The organism is Pseudomonas sp. 2848, from assembly GCF_003253945.1.
GTDB lineage: Bacteria > Pseudomonadota > Gammaproteobacteria > Pseudomonadales > Pseudomonadaceae > Aquipseudomonas.
The window spans coordinates 96,033-114,699 of the sequence record NZ_QKZD01000010.1 but is presented as its reverse complement, the minus strand read 5'-3'; the positions used below and the strand labels follow the sequence as shown (position 1 = coordinate 114,699).

General features: G+C 63.5%; 22 protein-coding genes and 3 pseudogenes. 6 read left to right on the top strand and 19 right to left on the bottom strand.

Translation table 11 applies throughout. The annotated features are described in order from the left end of the window. Positions 1-21: 21 nt before the first annotated feature. The 3 genes and pseudogenes from DFS21_RS27050 to DFS21_RS20110 form a co-directional block, all read right to left on the bottom strand. Positions 22-528, bottom strand: coding sequence for a GNAT family N-acetyltransferase (locus DFS21_RS27050; protein ID WP_256591470.1), 507 nt, complete (start codon positions 526-528; stop codon positions 22-24). 9 nt (positions 529-537) lie between these two features. Further along, a pseudogene (locus tag DFS21_RS27045) lies at positions 538-1,095 on the bottom strand (HD domain-containing protein); the annotation flags it as partial. 97 nt (positions 1,096-1,192) lie between these two features. Continuing rightward, on the bottom strand, positions 1,193-1,360 hold the full coding sequence (locus DFS21_RS20110) for a hypothetical protein (RefSeq protein WP_178082044.1): 168 nt from the start codon (positions 1,358-1,360) through the stop codon (positions 1,193-1,195). 41 nt (positions 1,361-1,401) lie between these two features. On the opposite strand from DFS21_RS20110, the pseudogene DFS21_RS20105 reads away from it, so the two are divergent. Next, positions 1,402-1,587 (top strand): annotated as a pseudogene (locus DFS21_RS20105) (Lrp/AsnC ligand binding domain-containing protein); the annotation flags it as partial. 7 nt (positions 1,588-1,594) lie between these two features. Here DFS21_RS20105 and DFS21_RS20100 read toward each other — a convergent pair. From DFS21_RS20100 to DFS21_RS20090, 3 genes are all read right to left on the bottom strand, one after another. Further along, a complete protein-coding gene (locus DFS21_RS20100) occupies positions 1,595-2,248 on the bottom strand; it encodes an HD domain-containing protein (protein ID WP_110698548.1) in 654 nt (217 codons plus the stop codon). Between the two features lie 91 nt (positions 2,249-2,339). Further along, positions 2,340-3,494 carry a type VI secretion system tip protein TssI/VgrG gene (gene tssI, locus DFS21_RS20095; RefSeq protein WP_111532976.1) on the bottom strand — a complete coding sequence of 385 codons (1,155 nt, stop codon included), beginning with the start codon at positions 3,492-3,494 and terminating at the stop codon, positions 2,340-2,342. 121 nt (positions 3,495-3,615) lie between these two features. Then, on the bottom strand, positions 3,616-4,719 hold the full coding sequence (locus tag DFS21_RS20090) for a polyamine ABC transporter substrate-binding protein (RefSeq protein ID WP_110698544.1): 1,104 nt from the start codon (positions 4,717-4,719) through the stop codon (positions 3,616-3,618). A 138-nt stretch (positions 4,720-4,857) separates the two neighbouring features. On the opposite strand from DFS21_RS20090, the gene DFS21_RS20085 reads away from it, so the two are divergent. Then, the gene (locus DFS21_RS20085) at positions 4,858-5,649 is read left to right on the top strand and encodes a response regulator transcription factor (protein WP_110698543.1); all 792 of its coding nucleotides are present in this window, start codon (positions 4,858-4,860) and stop codon (positions 5,647-5,649) included. Between the two features lie 51 nt (positions 5,650-5,700). Here the strand turns inward: DFS21_RS20085 and DFS21_RS20080 are convergent, their stop codons facing one another. From DFS21_RS20080 to DFS21_RS20070, 3 genes are all read right to left on the bottom strand, one after another. Next, positions 5,701-6,756, bottom strand: a complete 1,056-nt coding sequence (locus DFS21_RS20080) for an alpha/beta fold hydrolase (protein WP_110698541.1) — start codon at positions 6,754-6,756, stop codon at positions 5,701-5,703. 77 nt (positions 6,757-6,833) lie between these two features. Next, positions 6,834-7,217 carry a tautomerase family protein gene (locus tag DFS21_RS20075; RefSeq protein ID WP_023632461.1) on the bottom strand — a complete coding sequence of 128 codons (384 nt, stop codon included), beginning with the start codon at positions 7,215-7,217 and terminating at the stop codon, positions 6,834-6,836. A gap of 97 nt (positions 7,218-7,314) precedes the next feature. After that, on the bottom strand, positions 7,315-7,632 hold the full coding sequence (locus tag DFS21_RS20070; RefSeq protein WP_110698539.1) for a hypothetical protein: 318 nt from the start codon (positions 7,630-7,632) through the stop codon (positions 7,315-7,317). A gap of 226 nt (positions 7,633-7,858) precedes the next feature. On the opposite strand from DFS21_RS20070, the gene bla reads away from it, so the two are divergent. Further along, the gene (gene bla / locus DFS21_RS20065) at positions 7,859-8,734 is read left to right on the top strand and encodes a class A beta-lactamase (protein ID WP_110698537.1); all 876 of its coding nucleotides are present in this window, start codon (positions 7,859-7,861) and stop codon (positions 8,732-8,734) included. A gap of 61 nt (positions 8,735-8,795) precedes the next feature. On the opposite strand, the gene DFS21_RS20060 is transcribed toward bla, so the two are convergent. From DFS21_RS20060 to DFS21_RS20035, 7 genes and pseudogenes are all read right to left on the bottom strand, one after another. Then, complete coding sequence (locus tag DFS21_RS20060) at positions 8,796-9,659, bottom strand: sensor domain-containing diguanylate cyclase (RefSeq protein ID WP_110698535.1); 864 nt, start codon at positions 9,657-9,659, stop codon at positions 8,796-8,798. 533 nt (positions 9,660-10,192) lie between these two features. Next, entirely contained in the window at positions 10,193-11,233 is a 1,041-nt protein-coding gene (locus DFS21_RS20055) for a hypothetical protein (RefSeq protein WP_111532975.1), read from the bottom strand. A 367-nt stretch (positions 11,234-11,600) separates the two neighbouring features. Further along, positions 11,601-11,693 (bottom strand): annotated as a pseudogene (locus tag DFS21_RS27370) (isocitrate lyase/phosphoenolpyruvate mutase family protein); the annotation flags it as partial. 166 nt (positions 11,694-11,859) lie between these two features. Continuing rightward, on the bottom strand, positions 11,860-12,240 hold the full coding sequence (locus DFS21_RS20045; RefSeq protein WP_110698531.1) for a hypothetical protein: 381 nt from the start codon (positions 12,238-12,240) through the stop codon (positions 11,860-11,862). Positions 12,241-12,420: 180 nt separating this feature from the next. After that, positions 12,421-13,023, bottom strand: a complete 603-nt coding sequence (locus DFS21_RS20040) for a hypothetical protein (protein WP_110698529.1) — start codon at positions 13,021-13,023, stop codon at positions 12,421-12,423. A 129-nt stretch (positions 13,024-13,152) separates the two neighbouring features. Further along, entirely contained in the window at positions 13,153-13,302 is a 150-nt protein-coding gene (locus DFS21_RS26660; protein ID WP_158539563.1) for a hypothetical protein, read from the bottom strand. A 396-nt stretch (positions 13,303-13,698) separates the two neighbouring features. After that, complete coding sequence (locus DFS21_RS20035) at positions 13,699-14,163, bottom strand: DUF1348 family protein (protein ID WP_046856235.1); 465 nt, start codon at positions 14,161-14,163, stop codon at positions 13,699-13,701. Between the two features lie 167 nt (positions 14,164-14,330). On the opposite strand from DFS21_RS20035, the gene DFS21_RS20030 reads away from it, so the two are divergent. Continuing rightward, positions 14,331-14,522, top strand: coding sequence for a hypothetical protein (locus DFS21_RS20030; RefSeq protein ID WP_023631521.1), 192 nt, complete (start codon positions 14,331-14,333; stop codon positions 14,520-14,522). A 1-nt stretch (position 14,523) separates the two neighbouring features. Here DFS21_RS20030 and DFS21_RS20025 read toward each other — a convergent pair whose 3' ends face one another. The 3 genes from DFS21_RS20025 to nhaR form a co-directional block, all read right to left on the bottom strand. Continuing rightward, positions 14,524-15,162 (bottom strand): YceH family protein, encoded by a 639-nt coding sequence (locus tag DFS21_RS20025; RefSeq protein WP_110698527.1) that lies wholly within the window; start codon positions 15,160-15,162, stop codon positions 14,524-14,526. Between the two features lie 120 nt (positions 15,163-15,282). After that, positions 15,283-16,494 carry a serine/threonine transporter SstT gene (gene sstT, locus DFS21_RS20020; RefSeq protein ID WP_110698525.1) on the bottom strand — a complete coding sequence of 404 codons (1,212 nt, stop codon included), beginning with the start codon at positions 16,492-16,494 and terminating at the stop codon, positions 15,283-15,285. 72 nt (positions 16,495-16,566) lie between these two features. Next, the gene (gene nhaR, locus DFS21_RS20015; protein ID WP_110698522.1) at positions 16,567-17,460 is read right to left on the bottom strand and encodes a transcriptional activator NhaR; all 894 of its coding nucleotides are present in this window, start codon (positions 17,458-17,460) and stop codon (positions 16,567-16,569) included. Positions 17,461-17,591: 131 nt separating this feature from the next. Here nhaR and DFS21_RS20010 point away from each other — a divergent pair, with 131 nt between their 5' ends. Next, on the top strand, positions 17,592-17,831 hold the full coding sequence (locus DFS21_RS20010; protein ID WP_111532974.1) for a hypothetical protein: 240 nt from the start codon (positions 17,592-17,594) through the stop codon (positions 17,829-17,831). A 15-nt stretch (positions 17,832-17,846) separates the two neighbouring features. Next, positions 17,847-18,599, top strand: coding sequence for a TerC family protein (locus DFS21_RS20005; protein WP_102683332.1), 753 nt, complete (start codon positions 17,847-17,849; stop codon positions 18,597-18,599). The last annotated feature ends 68 nt before the right edge of the window (positions 18,600-18,667 follow it).

Genomic DNA, 18,667 nt, shown 5'->3' with positions numbered 1-18,667 from the left:
CGCGCCTGCAGTGACCGCGTTTTACGCGTTGGAGGTTGCCTCGAACGCGGCGTGGTATTGCACGTCGCCTTGCGGTACGCCCCCAGCGAAGGCCAGGGCCTGGAAGTACTCGGCAGGCACGCCCGGCAAGGTCAGGCCCGGCTGGGCCTTGAAGCCGAAGCGGGCGTAGTAGCGCGGGTCGCCCAGCACCACGCAGCCCTGGCCGCCCAACCCATGCAGCCGGGCCAGCGCGGCATTGATCAGCGCCGAGCCGATGCCTTGCCCCTGGCGCGCCGGCGACACCGACACCGGCCCGAGGCCGAACCAGCCGCTGGCGCCCGACGCCAGGGTGACCGGGGAAATCGCCGCATGGCCGACGACGGCGCCGGCTTCCACCGCCACCAGCGAGACAGTGAGCTGTCCCGCCCGACGCAGCGCCGTGACGATGAACTGCTCGGTGTGGCTGCTGTGCTCGGCGTCGGCGAAGGCGGCTTCGGTCAATTGGCCGATGGCGTCGTTGTCTTCAGGGCGTTCGTCGCGCAGGGCGATGCCATTGTCCAGGTGTATGCGCGTATCGGCGTCGATCAGGCCGCGCAGGGCCTCGAACAGCGGTGTGGCGGCGGTGTAGCGCTTGCCGTAATCCAGGTTGAAGGCATAGTCGAAGCCCGGCGGATTGCGACCCTGGTTGTGCTGCAGCAGGGTCTCCAGCTTGTCCAGGGCCTTGACTGCCTGGGCTTCGGCGGACGTCGCGGCTTCGTAGTCTTCCCACAGCCCCATGATCTCCTCGCGCAGGGGCGTATCCAGGCTCGCCATCAGTTGCAGCAGGTCATCACGCTCCTGCTGGCTCTTGTCGGGGAAGCCCTGCTTGCTGACGGCGGGCACGTCGCCGCTGATGGCCTCGCCGAGGTCGTGGACCAGGCACATTTTCAGGACCTTGAGCAGGTCGAGGTCGCCCAGTTCGTCGGCGAAGGTGATGGCCATCAGGCACAGCCGCCAGGTGTGCTCGGCGGTGCTTTCGGCACGGCCGGTGGAGGTATGGGCGCTGCGCAGCACACTCTTGAGTTGTTCGGCCTGGCGCAGGAAGTCCAGGCGGTTCTGCAGTTTTTCGATGTTCATGGCGACTCCATGTCCTGGGGCGGGTTCAGCGTGTCGGCATGATAACCCCAGACGACCGCCGGCCTTCATGGTTCTGACGTTTGCATGCCTGGGATACTCAATTCCACGCCTGCTGCCGTGCCAGCACCGATGCCGGCTTTTCCCCCACCAACTCGGTATACAGGCCCGGCGCGGTAGCCCCTTCGGTGCTGATCAGCAGCACCTTTGAGTCGCGTCCGAGCCCCACCTGGGCCGCCAGCTCCGGCGCCGCCATCAACGAGTCCACCGAGCCGCTCGCGGTACGGGGCGTGCTGGACGATGACGTCGCAGGTTCAGCAGTGCTATTACGTGGCGGGGGCATGCGACTTCGTGCTGGTCCTGCTGGTGCGGGACATGGCGCAGTACACCCAGTTGACGCGGAAGCTGTTCTTCCAGAGCAACAATGTGAAGCGCTTCAAGACGCTGGTGGCGATGAGCAATGTGAAGACCGGGTTGCAGGTGCCGGCGACCTGAGACGAGCTCAGGCCACGCCGATCTCATCCATGAAGTCGTCCAGGAACGACGCCAGCCGTTCATGCCGGAGCGTCGCCAGGCGAGCCCCCTCGGTGGTCTGGAACCCCGAGGCGAGCTTTAGCAGCTTGGTGTGGAAATGCTCGATGGCGTACCGGTTGTCCTGGTGGTCCCGCCCTTCGGCAGTGGGATTCTCGAAGTCGTACAGTGACGAGCCCATGCGCCCTGCGACATAGAAACAACGGGCGACGCCCACCGCGCCGAGGGCATCGAGGCGGTCGCTGTCCTGGAGGATCCTCGCCTCCAGGCTTAGCGGCGCGATGCCCGCCGAGTAACTGTGGGTCTGAACCGCATGGGCCGCTTGCTCGACGCGTGCCGATGGCCAGCCCATGTCGGTGAGGATCACGGCGGCCCGCTTGGCCGAGAGCGTCGAGGCCTGGCTACGCAGAGGCGAGTTCTTCTCCACCGCCACGCAATCGTGCAGCACAGTGGCGGCCAGCAGCACTTCAAGGTCGCCGCCTTCCTTGGCCTGGATACGCCGGACGTTGCTCCACACCCGCTGCACATGGGCGAGGTCGTGGGAGCCGTCGGTACAGGCGCCGGGCAGGCAGGGCAGCAGTTCGTCCGCCAGGGGCTGCAGGGGAAAGAACGGCGCGTTGGCCATCGAGCGTGCTCCATCGATCAGGGGAGGGGCTGAACATCGGTTCGGCGCGGCAACGGTACACCAATCGTCGCTGGCTCGGGCAGGCGTGCGGTCAGCGGCAACACAGGCAACCGCTGATCAGCGGTTGATCGGGGTCGTTTTCCACAAAGGTGACCATGACTTCCATGCCCGTGTGCGGTGGCGTGCTCGCACAGCTCCAACTGGAGGACGCGCTCAGCCAGCAACTGCTCTTGTCGTCGAACCTGTCTTCGCGGTCCCAGGGGAACTTGACCTGTATCTTTGCCAGGCGCCGGTCACGCTGGGACATCTCGTCTTCCACCGCGATGACGACAGCGGTCTGGTTGCCGGGTAGCTCAGGTTTGCGGTGAGTCAAAGGCAGGCGGTAGGGCGCTTCCCAGGGAATAGCCATGAAGTGGTTGCGGTATCCCTGAGTAACGTCATCCACGTGGTCAGTGGCGCCGCGCTCACCGGCTATCCGGGGTTGCCTGCCCTGGTGAATGACCCGTGTCAGGAGCCACGGGGCGTTCCACGCCTGGTGCGGATGCCCGCAAACGTCCAGCACATGGCCACTGGCCAAATGGGTCTGGACACTTTGCCCTTCAGCTTGATGATCTGCCAGACCACGAAAATCGAGCGGATTGTCGCCGTCCTGGTTGCAGGCGGCAGGTTGCCCCAACCTGGGGAACACCGCCTGGTCATCACCGAACACCAGCACATGGCCCTCGGCACTGTGCTGGAAATGGAAGTGGATGCCTTCTTCCTCGCACAGGCGCTGAATGAAGTGCAAATCCGTTTCGTCGTACTGGGTGCAGTAGTCGCGCTCGGGGTAGCTCGAGCCTAGATGAAACCGATAAGCGTCGCCGACGATCCCGTGCTCTTCCAGGATCAAGGCAACAATGTTCGGTACCGAGAACTGTTCATAGATTCTCTGGTTGATGCGATGGCGCAAGTAGGACAGGTGCGGTACCAGGGTCATGCTGTAGTGCTTCGAGCCTTGTGCATTACCGCTTTGAGCGATGTGATAGACCCGGCCATGAATGCCGTTTCCATTGTTGTCGAAGGACAGGAAAGCCTCACGGTCGAAAAGGCATTCGAGATCCAGGTCAGCCCGCTCGGCGACCAGATCCACATTGAAGTAGTACGGCCTGCCGAGCGCTTCCTCCCCCTTGAATGCGAGCACGTGGAAAACGTGATCGGTACCGTCGATCGTCAAACTGAATCGAGTTTGTTGGGCTGGGCTGGACATCCACTGTTCTCTTTTCAAGGTCGGACTCAATTGAGCAACAGGCATTGGCGTGCAGCGCGCTGCACGCCAATGGACACGATCAAGGGCTGGCATGGGGTAGCAGACACCCCATTACTTCAGATCACACACCGCTTTTCACTTTGGTCCAGACCCGGGTGCGGATCCGCTCCAGTTTCAACGGCAGTGGCTCAAGTGGGATCAGCGTGGATATCGTCGTGGCGTCCGGGTAGATCCAGGGATTGTCGCGCAGTTTCTGCTCGACAAACGCGGTGGCATCTTTGTTGGCGTTGGGATACAGCGTGTGGTTCGAGGTCTTGGCAATGACTTCTGGCCGCAGCATGTAGTTGATGAACGCCATGCCTTCCTTGGGGTGAGGGGCGTCTTTGAGCAGTACCAGGTTCTCCGACCAGACCAGCGCGCCCTCGCGCGGCAGGCTGTAGGAAATCCGGCGCCCGGTGTTGGTCTTTTCGTTCAGGGCCTGTGCCGCAAGGGCGCCATTGGCCCAACCGACAACCGCGCAGATATTACCGTCAGCCAGGTCGGTGTCGATTCGCGAGGAATCGAAGTAGAGGACGTAGGGGCGTATCTTCAACAGCAGCGCCTGGGCCTTCTGGTAGTCGTCCGGGTTCTTGCTGTTGCTGGGCAGCCCCAGGTAATGCAAGGCAATCGAGATGATCTCGCTCGGGGAATCCAGCATCGCCACCCCGCAGGATTGCAGCTTGCTGATGTTCTCTTCCTTGAAGATCAGGTCCCAGCTGTCCACCGGCGCCTGTTCACCCAATGCCGCTTTGACTTTGTCGACGTCATAGCCGATGCCGGTGGTGCCCCACAGGTAGGGCACCGCGTAACGATTGCCAGGGTCATTGACCGCGACCTGGGCCAGCAGCGCCGGGTCGATATGCGCCAGGTTGCTCAGTTGCTCACGGTCCAGGGGCTGCAGCACGCCCGCCTGGATCAGGCTTGGCAATACGTTGGAGGTGGCCACGACCACGTCGTACCCCGTGCGCCCGGCCATTACCTTGCTTTGCATGATGTCGGCGCTGTCGAATGCGTCCATGCGCATCCGTGTGCCGGTTGCCTGCTCGAAGGCCTTGGGGGTCTCTGGCGCGAGCAGCCCGAACCAGTTGTACAGGTGCATGCCGGGCTGGGCCGCGGCCGCCGAGGTGCTGATTGCCGCACCGAGCAGCGAGGCGGCAAAAAGGGTTCGCAAACGTGACGTTCTCATGCAACATCCTTATCGAAACGATGTATCTTCTGGCCCGTCCTGGGCCCAGACAGCGACTATACCGGGCAGGCCCGGATAGTAAATACCTCCGATTACGTAGCGCTGACCTGCTGATTCCTAACCCAAAAGGGGTAGAAAATGCCGTTCGACCTTCATGGCCTGGCGTGGCACCGTTCGATCGGCAAGCTGATCATGCAGCTGGACCGCCCCGCGTTCTGGAGTTCGTTGGTGCGGGTATTGAATGAGTACGTGCAGATCGACAACTGGGTGGTGTTGATCTTCAGCCAGCAGCAGGTGGACGTGGTGGCTCTTCCGGAGGTGGCGGATGCGCAGGAGGTCGATGCGTTCATTCATCGCTATGTGAAGGGGCTTTACCTGCTGGACCCGTTTTATATCGCCAATCGGGAAAACCCGCAGAGTGGCTTCTTTCATCTGCTGGACATAGCGCCGGAATACTTCGTCGAAACTGAATACTATCAGCAGTATTTCGCTCATTATATTTCGGCGGATGAAGTCCAATACAATGTCCAGCTCGACCCCGATAGAACATTGTGCATGTCCATCGGGAGCAAGGTACGTTTCAGCCAGGAGCAAATTACCCTGCTCGATATCATCAAGCCCTGGGTAACTGCGCTCATGCACCAGCGCATGGCCTTTGAAGTCGACGCGAATGAACACCTCGCCGAGCCACTGTCATGGCCTGAAACGGTTGCGCAGCTGGCCACGCAGATCACCTCGCGCGAAAGCGATGTGCTCAGGTTGTTGCTCAGTGGCTATTCCAACAAGGAAGTGGCCGGCAAGCTGGCGCTCTCGGTGGAGACCATCAAGGTTCATCGGCGTAACCTCTATGCCAAGTTGAATGTCCGTTCACAATCGGAATTGTTCGCTCGGTTTCTAATGCCAAAGCAGGACGCTCTTGTTGCGCGGTGAGGTGAGTTGTCGGTATTTACCGGGCGTGAGCTTGCGGTCAATACCGCACGTTCAAAGACTGCCTGTTGTTTCGCCGGCTGGCTGGGCGAGAAATGCTGTTATCAGTGAAGTGACCTGCTGCTGGATCACCTCGCGGGCGCGGCCGTTATCGCCGTCCAGGCAAATGATGCCATCGCCGGGCACTTCTGCTTCGAGCAATGACTGTGCGCCAGGCTTGCACGCAGCCATGAAGGTGAAATGGCTTGCGTCGCCGATTTCGACGTAACGGCTTGACGCCGCGGGCAGGCGTTTGGCCAGGTTGGCGGACTCAAGCTCGGCGGGTAGTTCCCGCGAGGGGGCGCCGGCGGCGATCACCAGCGCAGGTACGGGCAACGCGGCCAGGCTTTCATCGGTGAGGCCCCGTGAAAGACCCAGGTCCAGGCTCACCACAGCGCTGACGCGTTCATCGCGCAGATTGGCGCCGAGCGCGGCCTTCGCGTCTGACGTGCCTGCCGGCTTCATCTGGTCATAAACGGAGCAGCTGGACAGCTGCGGGTGGGCGTTGCAGTCGTGGGCAAAGCGATCTGGATCGAAACGCGCACCGGCGATTTCCAGGGCGGTCCAGCCACCGAGTGAATGGCCCACCACGGCAATGCGGCCAGCGGCGACCCTGCCGAACTTATTCGGTTGAGCCGTGACCCGATCGATGGCGCGGCGCAGGTCAACCGGCCGCTGCCATAACTGCGCAGCAGCTTCTGGGCTGCGGTCATGGGTCGTGCTGCCAGGATGATTGACGGCGGCGACGATGTAGCCCTTGTGGGCCAGGGCACTGGCGAGCCATGCCTGGTTGCTCCAGTTGCCCCGATAGCCGTGAGAGAGCACCACTAAGGGGTGTTCGCCGCTGGATGGTGGTGCGTCAGGAACGGCAGCGACACCGGCAAACAGCGCATTGTCGGCGATCAGTTGCGCGGTGGTGGTCGCTGCGGTCGGGTACCAGACAACCATCTGCAGTGGGCGGCCAGTGTGCGAATCCTGCAGTGTGGAGGATTGGAAGCCGATGGCGTTCTCATCGGCAAAGGCAAGCGTCGTCAGGCAAGCCGACAACAGTGCGCCGAAAACTGTTTTCAATCTCTTTTCTTCCTTGAATGAGTGCGTGTCATGCCGGGGTGGACGCAGGTCCTCTGCGGTAGGTGGTCGTTTTTACCTCAGAGCGCGTACTGGGCGATACCGTTGCCGAACGACCAGTTCTCCTTGCGCACTTCGACCAGGTTGATGAACACGTCCTGCGGGCGGACCCCGGCCTCGCGTTCGAAGCCTTCGGCGATCGCCTGGTACAGCGCCTTCTTCTGCTCCAGGGTGCGGCCCTCGCTGAGGGTGATCTGGATGAACACCTGGCCGTCGGAGCGCTGGATGCCCAGGTACTGCGGGTCGAACACCAGGCGATCACCGTCGTGCTCGGTCAGGACCTGGAAGTTGTCGTGCTCGGGGACATTGATCGTGCGCCGCAGGCAGGCGTAGACGATCTGGCCAAGCGTGCGCAGGTGAGTCGGGTCGGGGTGGCGCTTGATGTCGATGCGTACCAGGGGCATGTGGACTCCTTGGGCTGTGCCAGGCGAGACGCAGAAGCTGGTAGGACAGGATCGGGGCAGGGGCAGAGCCCGGCATGGCGCCGGGCTCTTGAAGGTATTACCGAGGCAACAGCTTGTGGGCGCGTTCGCTGGCGTTATTGAAGACCTCGATCAGTCTTTTCGCCAGTGCGTCTTCGATTGCCGTGGCGGTGAGCAGGCCGTGGGCGAAGCCGATGCCCTGGTCCTTGGCGACCGCCAGTTGCTGGCTGTTCTCCGCTTCGGCCATGTCGCCGAGGTAGTGGGCTGCGCGAGAGGCGTAGCTGTCGAGGAGTGTCAGCTGTTTAAGCTCCTCCAGCGAGAGACCAAACTGCTTGGCGGCGGCGGGCTTCATGCTGAGCTTCTCGTACTCGAGCAGGCTCAGGCGATCGGTAGTCAAGGCGAATCTCCGTTTCTTTGCGGGAATACCCGGTTACTTTCGTGCCTTTTGCCGGTCAGCGCAAGGGTGGCCAGGGCGGTGGCGCGAAAAGAATTGTCCGGGCGCGGTTGCAGGAGAAGCGCGTGCTATGCGCCGCGCAGGCAGGCCTGGACGCATCCTCTGCTTGGCGTGCATGCTAAAACGTTCTAGCCTTCGCGTTTTGCTCATTGCCGTAAGGAATACCCGCATGACTCCCACCCTCAGCCGCCGTCGCGTGCTCCAGGGCGCGCTCGGCTGCTCGGCCCTGCTGGCCCTGCCAACCTGGGCGGATGACCCGCTGCGCAAAGCATTGCAGCAACTGGAGGCCACCACCGGCAGCACGATCGGCCTGTGGGCCCTGGACACCGGCAGCGGCCAGCAACTGGCCTGGCGCGCCGAGGAGCGCTTCGCGTTCTGCAGCACCTTCAAGGCCGTCCTCGCCGGCGCCATCCTGCACCGCAGCCAGGCCGAGCCCGGCTTGCTGGAGCGGCGTATCGCCTACGGCGCCGAACAGCTGGTGGTGTATTCCCCGGTCACAGAAAAGCACGTGGGCGCCGGCATGACCGTCGCCGGGCTCTGCGCCGCCGCGGTGCAGTACAGCGACAACACCGCCGGCAACCTGTTGCTCGAGCTGGTCGGTGGCCCGCCGGGGCTTACGGCGTTTGCCCGCAGCCTGGGTGACCCGACGTTCCGCCTCGACCGCAACGAACCGACGCTCAATACCGCCTTGCCAGGCGATCCGCGTGACACCACCACGCCCCTGGCCATGGGCGTGACCCTGCAGCGTCTGTTGCTGGGCGACGGCTTGGCCGCTGCCGAGCGACAACAGCTGCAGGCCTGGCTCAAGGGCAACACCACGGGCGATGCCCGCATCCGCGCCGGCGTGCCGAAGGATTGGGTGGTGGGCGACAAGACCGGGTCGGGTGACTATGGCGTGGCCAACGATGTCGCGGTGATCTGGCCCAAAGGCCGGGCGCCATGGATCCTGGTGGTGTTCAGCCGGGGCGCCAAGGCGGATGCACCCTGGAACAGCGAGACGATCGCGGCAGCCACGCGGGTGGTGGTGGACGCCTGGCAAGGCTGAGCAATCGCTCGGACCATTATCCGAACGCGTGGGAGCGGGCTTGCCCCGCGATGAGGTCGGCTCACCCCACGCGTACGCGCCGCCGTTTCTTGAGGTACATCTGGCCATCGGCATGGCTGAGCAAGGTGTCGGCATCCTCGCCATCGCTGGGGTAGCAGGCCACGCCAATGCTGCAGGAGGGCATCCTGACCTCACCGAATTCGGCGCCGAGCGGTTGCTCCATGACCCTGGCGATCTGCTCGACCATCTCGTACACGTCATCCTCCGAGGGCACGTCAGTCAGCAGCACGATGAACTCGTCGCCGCCGATCCGCGCCACGGTGTCCGCCGCCTGCACGCTGTCCTGCAGCCGGCGGGCGATGGTGCACAGCACGCGGTCGCCAGCAGCATGGCCATGCACATCGTTGATACCCTTGAAATCATTGACGTCGAGAAACAGCAAGGCGAGCCGCCGCTGCTGCTGGCGAGCCATGCGCAGGGCTGTGGCGAGGCGGTCGTTGAACAGCGAGCGGTTGGTCAGCTTGGTCAGCGGGTCGTGATGGGCCAGGAAACGCAGTTCCTGCTCGGCCTGGGTGAGGGCGGTGATGTTGCGGGCCACGCCGATCCGCGCGCCGACTTCATCGGACCAGGAGGCCGCCCAGAGAATGTGCACGATCTCGCCATCCTTGCGCACATAGCGGTTGCGAAAGTCACAGTGGGCGTTGCCGTTCATCACCCGCACGATCGAGGCGCGGGTGGCCTCCAGATCATCCGGGTGCATGTAGCGGGTGATCGGGGTGCCGGTCAGCTCGTCGGCGCGGTAGCCGAGCAAGGCCTCGCAGGCATCGCTCACGAACACGATGGTGTCGTCTTGGTCGACCACGAACACGGTGTCCAGCATCAGGTGGATCAGCCTGGGGTACAGCGCTTGCAGGTCGACGGGCATAGGGCGGGGGTATCCGATACGGGTAGCCCGGTCATGGTCCGATCACGCAGGGCGGCCGCGCGATGTCCTGCAAGCCGCCGTGGGCCGCTTGCCGCGCCCGTGCAGCATACACAGGGTCGGGGGCGGGGCACACTACCTGTGAGCAAGCAAAGCCTGCATGGTGCAGCCTGGCGGCGCGTACCCTGTCCCCCAAGGCGAGAGTGACCGGGCGCAGGGCGTGGCCTTTGCGCAGGCAGGTGCCGGGCTGCGCCTAGGCTGATGGAGCCGGCGGGTTGGTGGCTGGCCTCAGGGAGCTGAGGCCGAGGTTCAAGGGGGCGGCGATCACTAGTGTGGTGTTTTGCAAATACGACCAATAACTCGCGAGTGATTTTTGCGCTCAGGCAAGGCGTCGCGACGAGTCGTAGCCCAGCTACGGCGAGGAGCGACAACGCCGCATGAGCGCAAAAAGCACCGCGAGTTATGGTCGTTATTTGTGAAACACCACACTAGCATGGGACAGACTTGCGCTCGGGTGACTGCCTACAGCCTACAGCCTACAGCCTCCAGCATCCGGCGAAGCGCTTGCAAACCCCTTCGCGTTGATCCAGTTCAGCCATGCTGCGCAAGTGTTCGAGGCTGATCTGCGCGACCGTCTCCTGCAGGACATAGTTGTAGTAGTACGCCATGTCGCGCATGCGCTGGGCCTTGCTGCGCAGGCCTACGTCGTTGTTGCCACCGGCCCAGACCTGCAACTGCTCGTCGCGCACGCTACGCAGGTAGGCGCGGCTGTCGGCGTCGTAGCGCTCCAGCGTACGTGCCTTGAGGTTGGCGAGCGCCTCGGCGAGCCTCTGCAGATTCTGCTGGTACTGCTGCCAGTAGGCTTCTGGCAGATCGAGGCCCAGTTCCCGCTTGCGTGCCGCTACCTGGGCTTCGGGAGAGGTTTGACGAGTGATGGCGACGGCAGTGCGCAACGTGGTCAGTTGCTCCATCTCCGGGGTGACGCTGTCGTGGATGATGCTATCGATCAACGCGGTGCGCCGAGGGGTATCGGGCAGCGGCGTGGGTTGTTTCGGGAACAACGCTGAGGTACCCCGGCAGGCGCTTGGGATGGTGTCGATCATCGGATAGGGCTGGCGCTGGTCCTTGCCCTCGACGCGTTGCAGACGCACCAGTGCCGCCTGGCAGTAGCCAGGTGACTGGTCGAAGCGCAGTTCATATTCGGAGCCTGCCTGCGGTGTCAGGGTGAACGAGGCCGAGCAGACCGTGGTGGCGCCCTGGGTGTTGGCGCGAACATGTACCGGCTGGCCGGGTTCGAGGCGGATCTCGTAGTAGCTGTTGCTGTTTGCCGGTGGCGGCACGCTCATGTCGGCCCGCCGACGCGAGTCGGGCACGAACAGGTTGTTGAGCATGCCGGTGGTTCGGGCTTCACAGCGCGCGCTATCGAACAGGTCGAGGGTGGCGCTGCCATTGCCCGAGATGTAACGCAGCTTGGCGGCATCCGGGCGGGTGCTGTCGATGTAGGTGCCATTGATACTGCAGGCGCTGACCAGGGCGGACAGTGCGAACAGGGCAAGCAGGTGAGCGATGGGGGGCATGATCGTCCGTGAGTGAAGCCGTGGGGGCGCCGATGCTAGGGCGATTCCGGCTATTCGTCCAGGGGACCGATGGTGATCAGCCCACGGTAGTGGAGCGCTTGCTCTTCCGTTTAGAACATCCGCCACCGTCCACGTAGAGCAAGGCCTTGACCAGCTCACACGAACCCATGAGGGTCAGGTGCTTTTCAGCATTTACAGGCTTTCCCTACCGTTGGGGAGGTGCCATCAGTGCGTTGAGTTCTGCATTGCTGTGGGCCTTCAACCCGCTGGTCTCGAGCTGCCCGCTCTGCAGGAAGCGCTGGATCAGGCTGCGCATGGCGCCGTGGAGGAAACCGTGGATATCGAAGGCGGCTACTCGAACGCTCCCGACCAGGCGTGCACCGCCGGCGTCCGCCACATTGGCCAGCAGCAACAGCTCTTGCTGGTGAAGGTCATGAAAAATGCGATCCATTGCAGGCATGAGTGCATGACTCCCTTGATATCCTGAAGAGGGTTTGCTGCGCGCCCTAGATTGCCACCCAACCGGTCGGGCCTGCAGGATTTTTCAAGATGTTCTAGCGAAGCGTCGCGGTGGCCTCCAGCCCCAGTGGAGCTTTAGCGCGGGGCTGAATACACGGGGCTGCTGCTCAACGGCGATAGTAGCGGCGGTCGTCGTCGTAGCGATGGTGCAGGGCGCGATCATGATGGCGGTCCCAGTAGCGTTGCCGCTCCATTGCCCGGCGGTGCTGCTCCCGGCGCCATTGTTCGCGGCGCCACTGCTCCCGGCGCCAGTCGTCACGGTGATCATGCCAGCGCTCGTCGTGGCGGTAGCGGTCGTCATGGGCCAGCAGCGGTGCCGTTGGTGCGGTTGCCAGGCTTGGCCAGGGGGTTGCAGGCGAGTGGTGGCTCGTCGCGTCGAGGACCTGGGCGGGAGGTGTCGACGTCTTCATCGGTGCGGCGGATGCCGAGCCGGCTGCCGCGAGCGCGAACAGGCCAGCGAGCAGCATGCATGGGGCAGGGATTTTCATCAGTGAAGACAACCTCTGTGGGCAATTGAGCGTGTGGCCAGCGATTGCCAGGACAACTGCGTGGCGCACTCACCCAATAGACCGGCAAAACGGAAAAAGTTCTGCCGGGCCCATGCCGGAATCATCAACGACTTCAGTGCGTTGCGGCTGGCGCGAGCCGGGCCACCTGACCGCCCTTGATCACTTCACCTGGCCGTTGTACACCACGGTCGCGGCGCCGTCCTTCTTGATGGTCAGCTTGTTGCCCTCGGCCATGCTTTCGACCATTTCCGAACAACCGTCCACCTCGGTCTTGCCGTCCACGTACTCGCCGCTGGTGTCGAAGCTGAAGACATAGGTGGACGCTGGGCAGGCATTGCCGCCTTCCCCCGTGGACACCACCAGCACATAGCGGCTCGGGCCGAAGGCATAGGCCTTCTCGATGGCGACGTAGCCGGTGCCTTCGGCGTCGGCTACGATGGACTCCATGACGTTCATCACCCCTGCCCGGGACTGGTAGTTGAGCGCGGTGCCCAGCTCCATGCTCTGGACGGTGAACGGACCGGCGCCTTCGTCGCTGATCGGCAGCGGCTCATAGGCGATGCTCGGCGCCAGCGGCGCAGCTGGTTTTGTCAGCAGTGCCGGTTGCGGCTGAGGGTTGACGCATTGGCCGCTTTCACAGATGCGCTCACCTTTGCAGTCGGTGTCCTTGGCGCATTGGCCCGACGCGGCGGCAGTCTGTTCGGCCTTGTCGCAGCCGGCCATGGCCAGAGTGAGAAGGGTGAGGGCAACCAGTCGCTTCATCAGCGAAGTCCTTTTCATGGATGAGGGCTGCGTAGTATCGCCAAGACGAGACTGAATGTCGTGGCTTTCGCTTTGGCAATCAATACAAATGGAGCATTTGATTGGGCGAGGCCGTGACCCTGAGTGCGCTCAGGTGGTTCCAACCTCTTCCACATAGGCGTCGAAGAACCCGCCGGGTATTTCTTCGTTGCGGTCTTCCAACTGCACACCGCCGTTGATTTTCGCCAGCCACACCGCGCTCTGCCTGGAGAGCGCAGTAAGAGTCCACTGGCACTGCACGGTAGTCGATCCGATTGTCGAGCAATTGCAGTTGCAGGGCCTGCATGGCCAGTTGCCGGGATGCAATCAGATGATGGTCGAGATGGAACGTCAGCCCTTGATGGTACTTTTGCCCGAGCCGTTGGGGCCCGCAAAAACACGCAGCCTACGCACGCCCGCCAGCCGTTTGGTCATCAGTTCGCCGTCATCGACACACAGCACGCTGCGCTGGCGTGCAGGGGGATCTGTTGTCCAAGGAAATCGAGGTACCGTTGGCAGACCTCTCCGGCAGCGTCATCGGGCTGTTCTGAAGTGGATTCGCCGCAACGTCTGGCACAGCGCTTCCCGCTCCACGTAGTCCGTTTCCCAAACCTGAAACGGGGCCGTGGAGCGGCCCCGCTGATCCGGTGTCGGTCTTCAGAAGCCGAAGTCGCTCAGGCCCGGGTGATCGTCCGGACGGCGCCCCAGTGGCCAGCGGAACTTGCGCTCGGCTTCGCTGATGGGTTGTTCGTTGATGCTGGCGTGGCGATTGCGCATCAGGCCGTCCTCGGCGAACTCCCAGTTCTCATTGCCATAGGCGCGGTACCACTGGCCGCTGTCGTCGCGGTATTCATAGGCGTAGCGCACGGCGATGCGGTTGTCGGTGAAGGCCCAGAGCTCCTTGATCAGGCGGTATTCGAGCTCGCGGTTCCACTTGCGGGTGAGGAAGGCCTGGGCCTCCTCGCGGCTGCTGCAGAATTCGGCGCGATTGCGCCAATGGGTGTCGGTGGTGTAGGCCAGGGCCACCTTGGCGGCGTCGCGGCTGTTCCAGCCGTCTTCGGCAAGGCGGACTTTCTCGATGGCGGTTTCACGGGTGAACGGGGGCAGTGGTGGGCGGGACATCGTGGTCAATCCTCAAGGTCGGTGAGCTTTGTTTGCAGAACCGAGAGTAGTCCGGTCGGCTGGCGGGGAGAATCGGTACCCTGGGCACTTCATAATTGCTCTTGGAGGAACAATTCTCGCCTGGCACGCCTGTCTATAGTTACCCCAGACATTCGCTGGAGCCCGCCATGACCCTGATCAGCCGCGAACCCTGGTGGCTCGTCCCGCCCAAGCCCGGGCAGACCGAGCAGGACCTGCACTGGGGCTACCTGGAAATCTACGCCGACGGCCGTACTGTATTCGTCGACCAGCGACCCAGTGAGCGGGAGCTGGCCGAACGCAAGAGTTGCCGTAACTTCCCCGACGCCGAAAAGCCCTGACTCAACCTTCGAGCTGGGCCAGGCGCGCCTCCAGCGCCGCCACCCGTGCTTCCAGCGCCTCGATGCGCTCGTCTGCCGCGCTGGCGCGCGTGCCGCCTTCCTGCTGACGGGCAGCGAGGATCGCCTCGATCTCGGCCGGGTCGCCCAGGGCGTGGGTGTAGCGGTCTTCGCGCTGGCCGGCCTGGCGTGGCAGGTGCAAGGCCAGGCCCCGCGAGACCAGGCGCTCGAGCTGGTGCTGGACCTGATCGACATCCTCGAATTCATGCAGGCGGTTGCTGCGGGTCAGCAGTTCGCTGAGGGTCTGGGGGCCACGCAGGAACATCAAGCCCATCAACACCAGCTGCGCCGGCACCAGCTCCAGGCCCTTGTCCACCCGCTGTTCCCAACGGTCGGCGCGGCTGCCCATCTGCAGACGGGCCATTTCCTGGTTCTCCAGGGCGCGCAGGGCCTGGCCGACCTGGCCGGGGGAGAGGTTCATCACCGGTTCACGGCTGGTCTTCTGGTTGCAGGCCAGGACCAGGGCATTGAGGGTCAGGGGGTAGGTTTCCGGGCTGGTGGCCTGTTTCTCGATCAGTGAGCCGAGCACGCGAATCTCGATGCTGTTGAAACGGCCTTCGCCGGTGGTTTCGTGTTCTGACATGGCCCTGTCTCATTGCGAGGAAAAGGCCACTAGCCTAGGTAAAGCGCCAGGCTTAAGCAATCACCGCTGGCGTCGCTGGCAAGCCAGCTCCCCGGCGTGGGAGCTGGCACGGCTGGGGCTTCAGGTGCTGGGCCGTTCCATGGCCTGGCAGGCCGCGGCGGTGAACAGCACGTCGGTCGAGGAGTTCAGCGCGGTCTCGGCCGAATCCTGCAGCACGCCGATGATGAAGCCGACCGCCACCACCTGCATGGCGATCTCGCTGGGGATGCCGAACAGGCTGCAGGCCAGCGGGATCAGCAGCAGCGAGCCACCGGCCACGCCCGAGGCACCGCAGGCGCAGACCGCGGCCACCACGCTGAGCAGCACTGCGGTCGGCAGGTCGACGGGGATGCCCAGGGTGTGCACGGCGGCCAGGGTGAGCACGGTGATGGTGGTTGCCGCACCGGCCATGTTGATGGTCGCGCCCAGCGGGATCGACACCGAATAGGTGTCCTCGTGCAGGCCGAGTTTCTCCGACAGTGCCAGGTTGACCGGGATGTTTGCCGCTGAACTGCGGGTGAAGAACGCGGTAATACCGCTCTCGCGCAGGCACAGCAGGGTCAGCGGGTAGGGGTTGCGGCGGATCTTCCAGAATACGATCAGCGGGTTCATCACCAGCGCCACGAACAGCATGCAGCCGATCAGCACGGCCAGCAGGTGCAGGTAGCCAAGCAGTGCGTCCAGCCCCGACTGCGCCAGGGTGGCGCTGACCAGGCCGAAGATGCCCAGCGGGGCGAAGCGGATCACCACGCGCACGATCAGGGTCACGCCGTTGGACAGGTCCTCGACCACGGTGCGGGTGGTGTCACCGGCATGGCGTAGGGCCACGCCCAGGCCGATGGCCCAGGTCAGCACGCCGATGAAGTTGGCATTGAGCAGTGCGTTTATCGGGTTGTCGACGGCGCTGAGCAACAGGTTCTGCAGCACCTCGGTGATGCCGCCGGGCGCGCTCAGCGTGGCCTCTCCGGTGCTCAGCACCAGGTTCGACGGGAACAGCATGCTGGCCACCACGGCCACTGCGGCGGCGGCGAAGGTGCCCAGCAGGTACAGCCAGAGGATCGGGCGGATATGGGTTTCCTGGCCATGGCGATGGTTGGCGATCGAGGCCATCACCAGGATGAACACCAGGATCGGCGCCACGGCCTTCAGGGCGCTGACGAAGACCTTGCCGAGGAACCCCAGCTCGCGGGCCACGGCGGGGGCGAGCAGGGCCAGGGCAATGCCGGCCACCAGGCCGATGCAGATCTGCGTCACCAGGCCGGTGCGGTTGATGAGGCGGAGGATGGGGGTCATGTGCAGCGCAATCCAGTTACGTGAAAGCGCGCGACTTTACCACAGACCGCGCTGGCTCCTGTAGGCGCGGACCTACCAGTGAAACAACTCCCGCCGCGCGCCTTCGGTGATCGCCAGGATCCCCGGGTGCTTGACCTTGCGCTCCACCGATATGGCGTAGAACGACTCGTTCACCGCCTCGGTCTGGCCGATCAGGCGCACGCCGTACTGGCGGCAGACCTCCTCGGCGATCACGCTGGGGGCCACGAAGATGCCGCTGCCTGATTGGCCGAAGGCCTGCATCAGCGCGCTGTCGTCGAATTCGCCGACGATCCGCGGCTGTACCTGCTGCTCGGCCAGCCAGCGCAACAGGCGGCTGCGCAGCACGGTTTCCTGGCCTGGGATCAACAGCGGCGCGTCGTCCAGGCAGGCGGGGAAGGGGCGATCAAGGCGCTCGGCCAATGCCTGTGTGGCAAAAAAGCTCAGGCCGCACTCACCGAGCTTCTGGCTGTAGCCCTTGATGCCCAGGTGGCTGGGCATGGGGCTGTCGGAAATCACCAGGTCCAGGCGCTGGATCGCCAGGTCCGCGAGCAGGCGCTCGAGCTTGTCCTCGCGGCAATTGATGCGCAATACCTCCTCCAGCTCCATGGTAGGTGCCAGCAGGCGATAGACGATGGACTTGGGCACCACATCGGCCACCCCCACGCGAAACAGGATCTGCTCCTGCGGCCCGGCGCGCAGCATGGCCTCCAGCTCGCCGCCGATCTGGAACATCTGCTCGGCGTAGGCCAGGGCCTGGCGCCCGGTCTCGGTCAGTTCCAGCTGGCGCCCGACGCGCTGGAACAGCTCCAGATTCCAGGTCTGCTCGAACAGGCTGATCTGGCCACTGATGGTCTGCGGCGTCAGGTTGAGCTGTTCGCTGGCGCGGGCGATACTGCCGGTCTTGGCCACCGCCCAGAAATAGTGGAGCTGGCGATAGTTGAGCATGCCTGCCTCGATTCGGGAAAACCGAAGTATACACGCTGAAAATACGAATTTTCCGGATGTTTCAGCCCCTCTAGAATGCCACCCCATCAGGCGCATGACGCGCCGCCCGGCATTCGACAAGCGAGGACCTCATGCTACAACTCAAATCCATTGGCACACAGCTGGTACTGGCACTGGCCCTGTTTGCCATGTCCGGCTGCGACCAGGCCGAGAAATCCGCCCAGCAGATGCTTGACCAGGCGGCTGAAACGGCCAAGCAGGCCATCGACAAGACCAATGACGCCGCCCAGCAGGCCTTGAGCGACGCCATCGGTGGCGATGGCGAGAAAGCCAAGGCCGAAGACGACAAGAAAGACACCCAGGACATCTGAGAGCAGGACTGACCAATGGAATATTTGCTGGAACTCGCCGCAAGCCCCACCGCCTGGGTAGCCCTCGCCACCCTGGTGGCCATGGAGGTTGTGCTGGGCATCGACAACCTGATCTTCATCTCCATCCTCACCAACAAGCTGCCCGAGGCCTATCGTTCCAAGGCGCGGCGCATCGGTATCAGCATGGCCCTGGTCATGCGCCTGGCGCTGCTCAGCACCGTGGCCTGGATCGTCCAGCTGACCGAGCCGGTGGTCGAGGTGTTCGGCCACACGTTCTCGTGGAAGGACATGATCCTCATTGCCGGTGGCCTGTTCCTGCTGTGGAAGGCGACCAAGGAGATCCATGAAAGTGTCGACCCACATGGCGCCAAGGAAGAGTCCAAGGCCGGCCACGTCGTGACCATCGGTTTCACTGCGGCGATCTTCCAGATCCTGCTGCTGGACATCGTCTTCTCGATCGACAGCATCATCACCGCCGTGGGCATGACCGAGCACCTGCCGATCATGATCATCGCCGTGATCAGCGCCGTGATCGTGATGCTGGTGGCCGCTGATCCGCTGGCCAAGTTCATCAACGACAACCCGACCGTGGTGATGCTGGCCCTGGGCTTCCTGATCATGATCGGCATGACCCTGATCGCCGAAGGCTTCGGCGCCCATGTGCCGAAGGGCTACGTGTACGCTGCCATGGCGTTCTCGACCGCGATCGAGATCCTCAACATCATGGCCCGCCGGGCGCGCTTGAAGCGTGAGGCTGCCGAGGGCTGACCTGGTGTGAACCATCGAGGGGCCAGCCCGCCGCCACAAGACATGTTGCTTGTGGCGGCGGGCTGGCC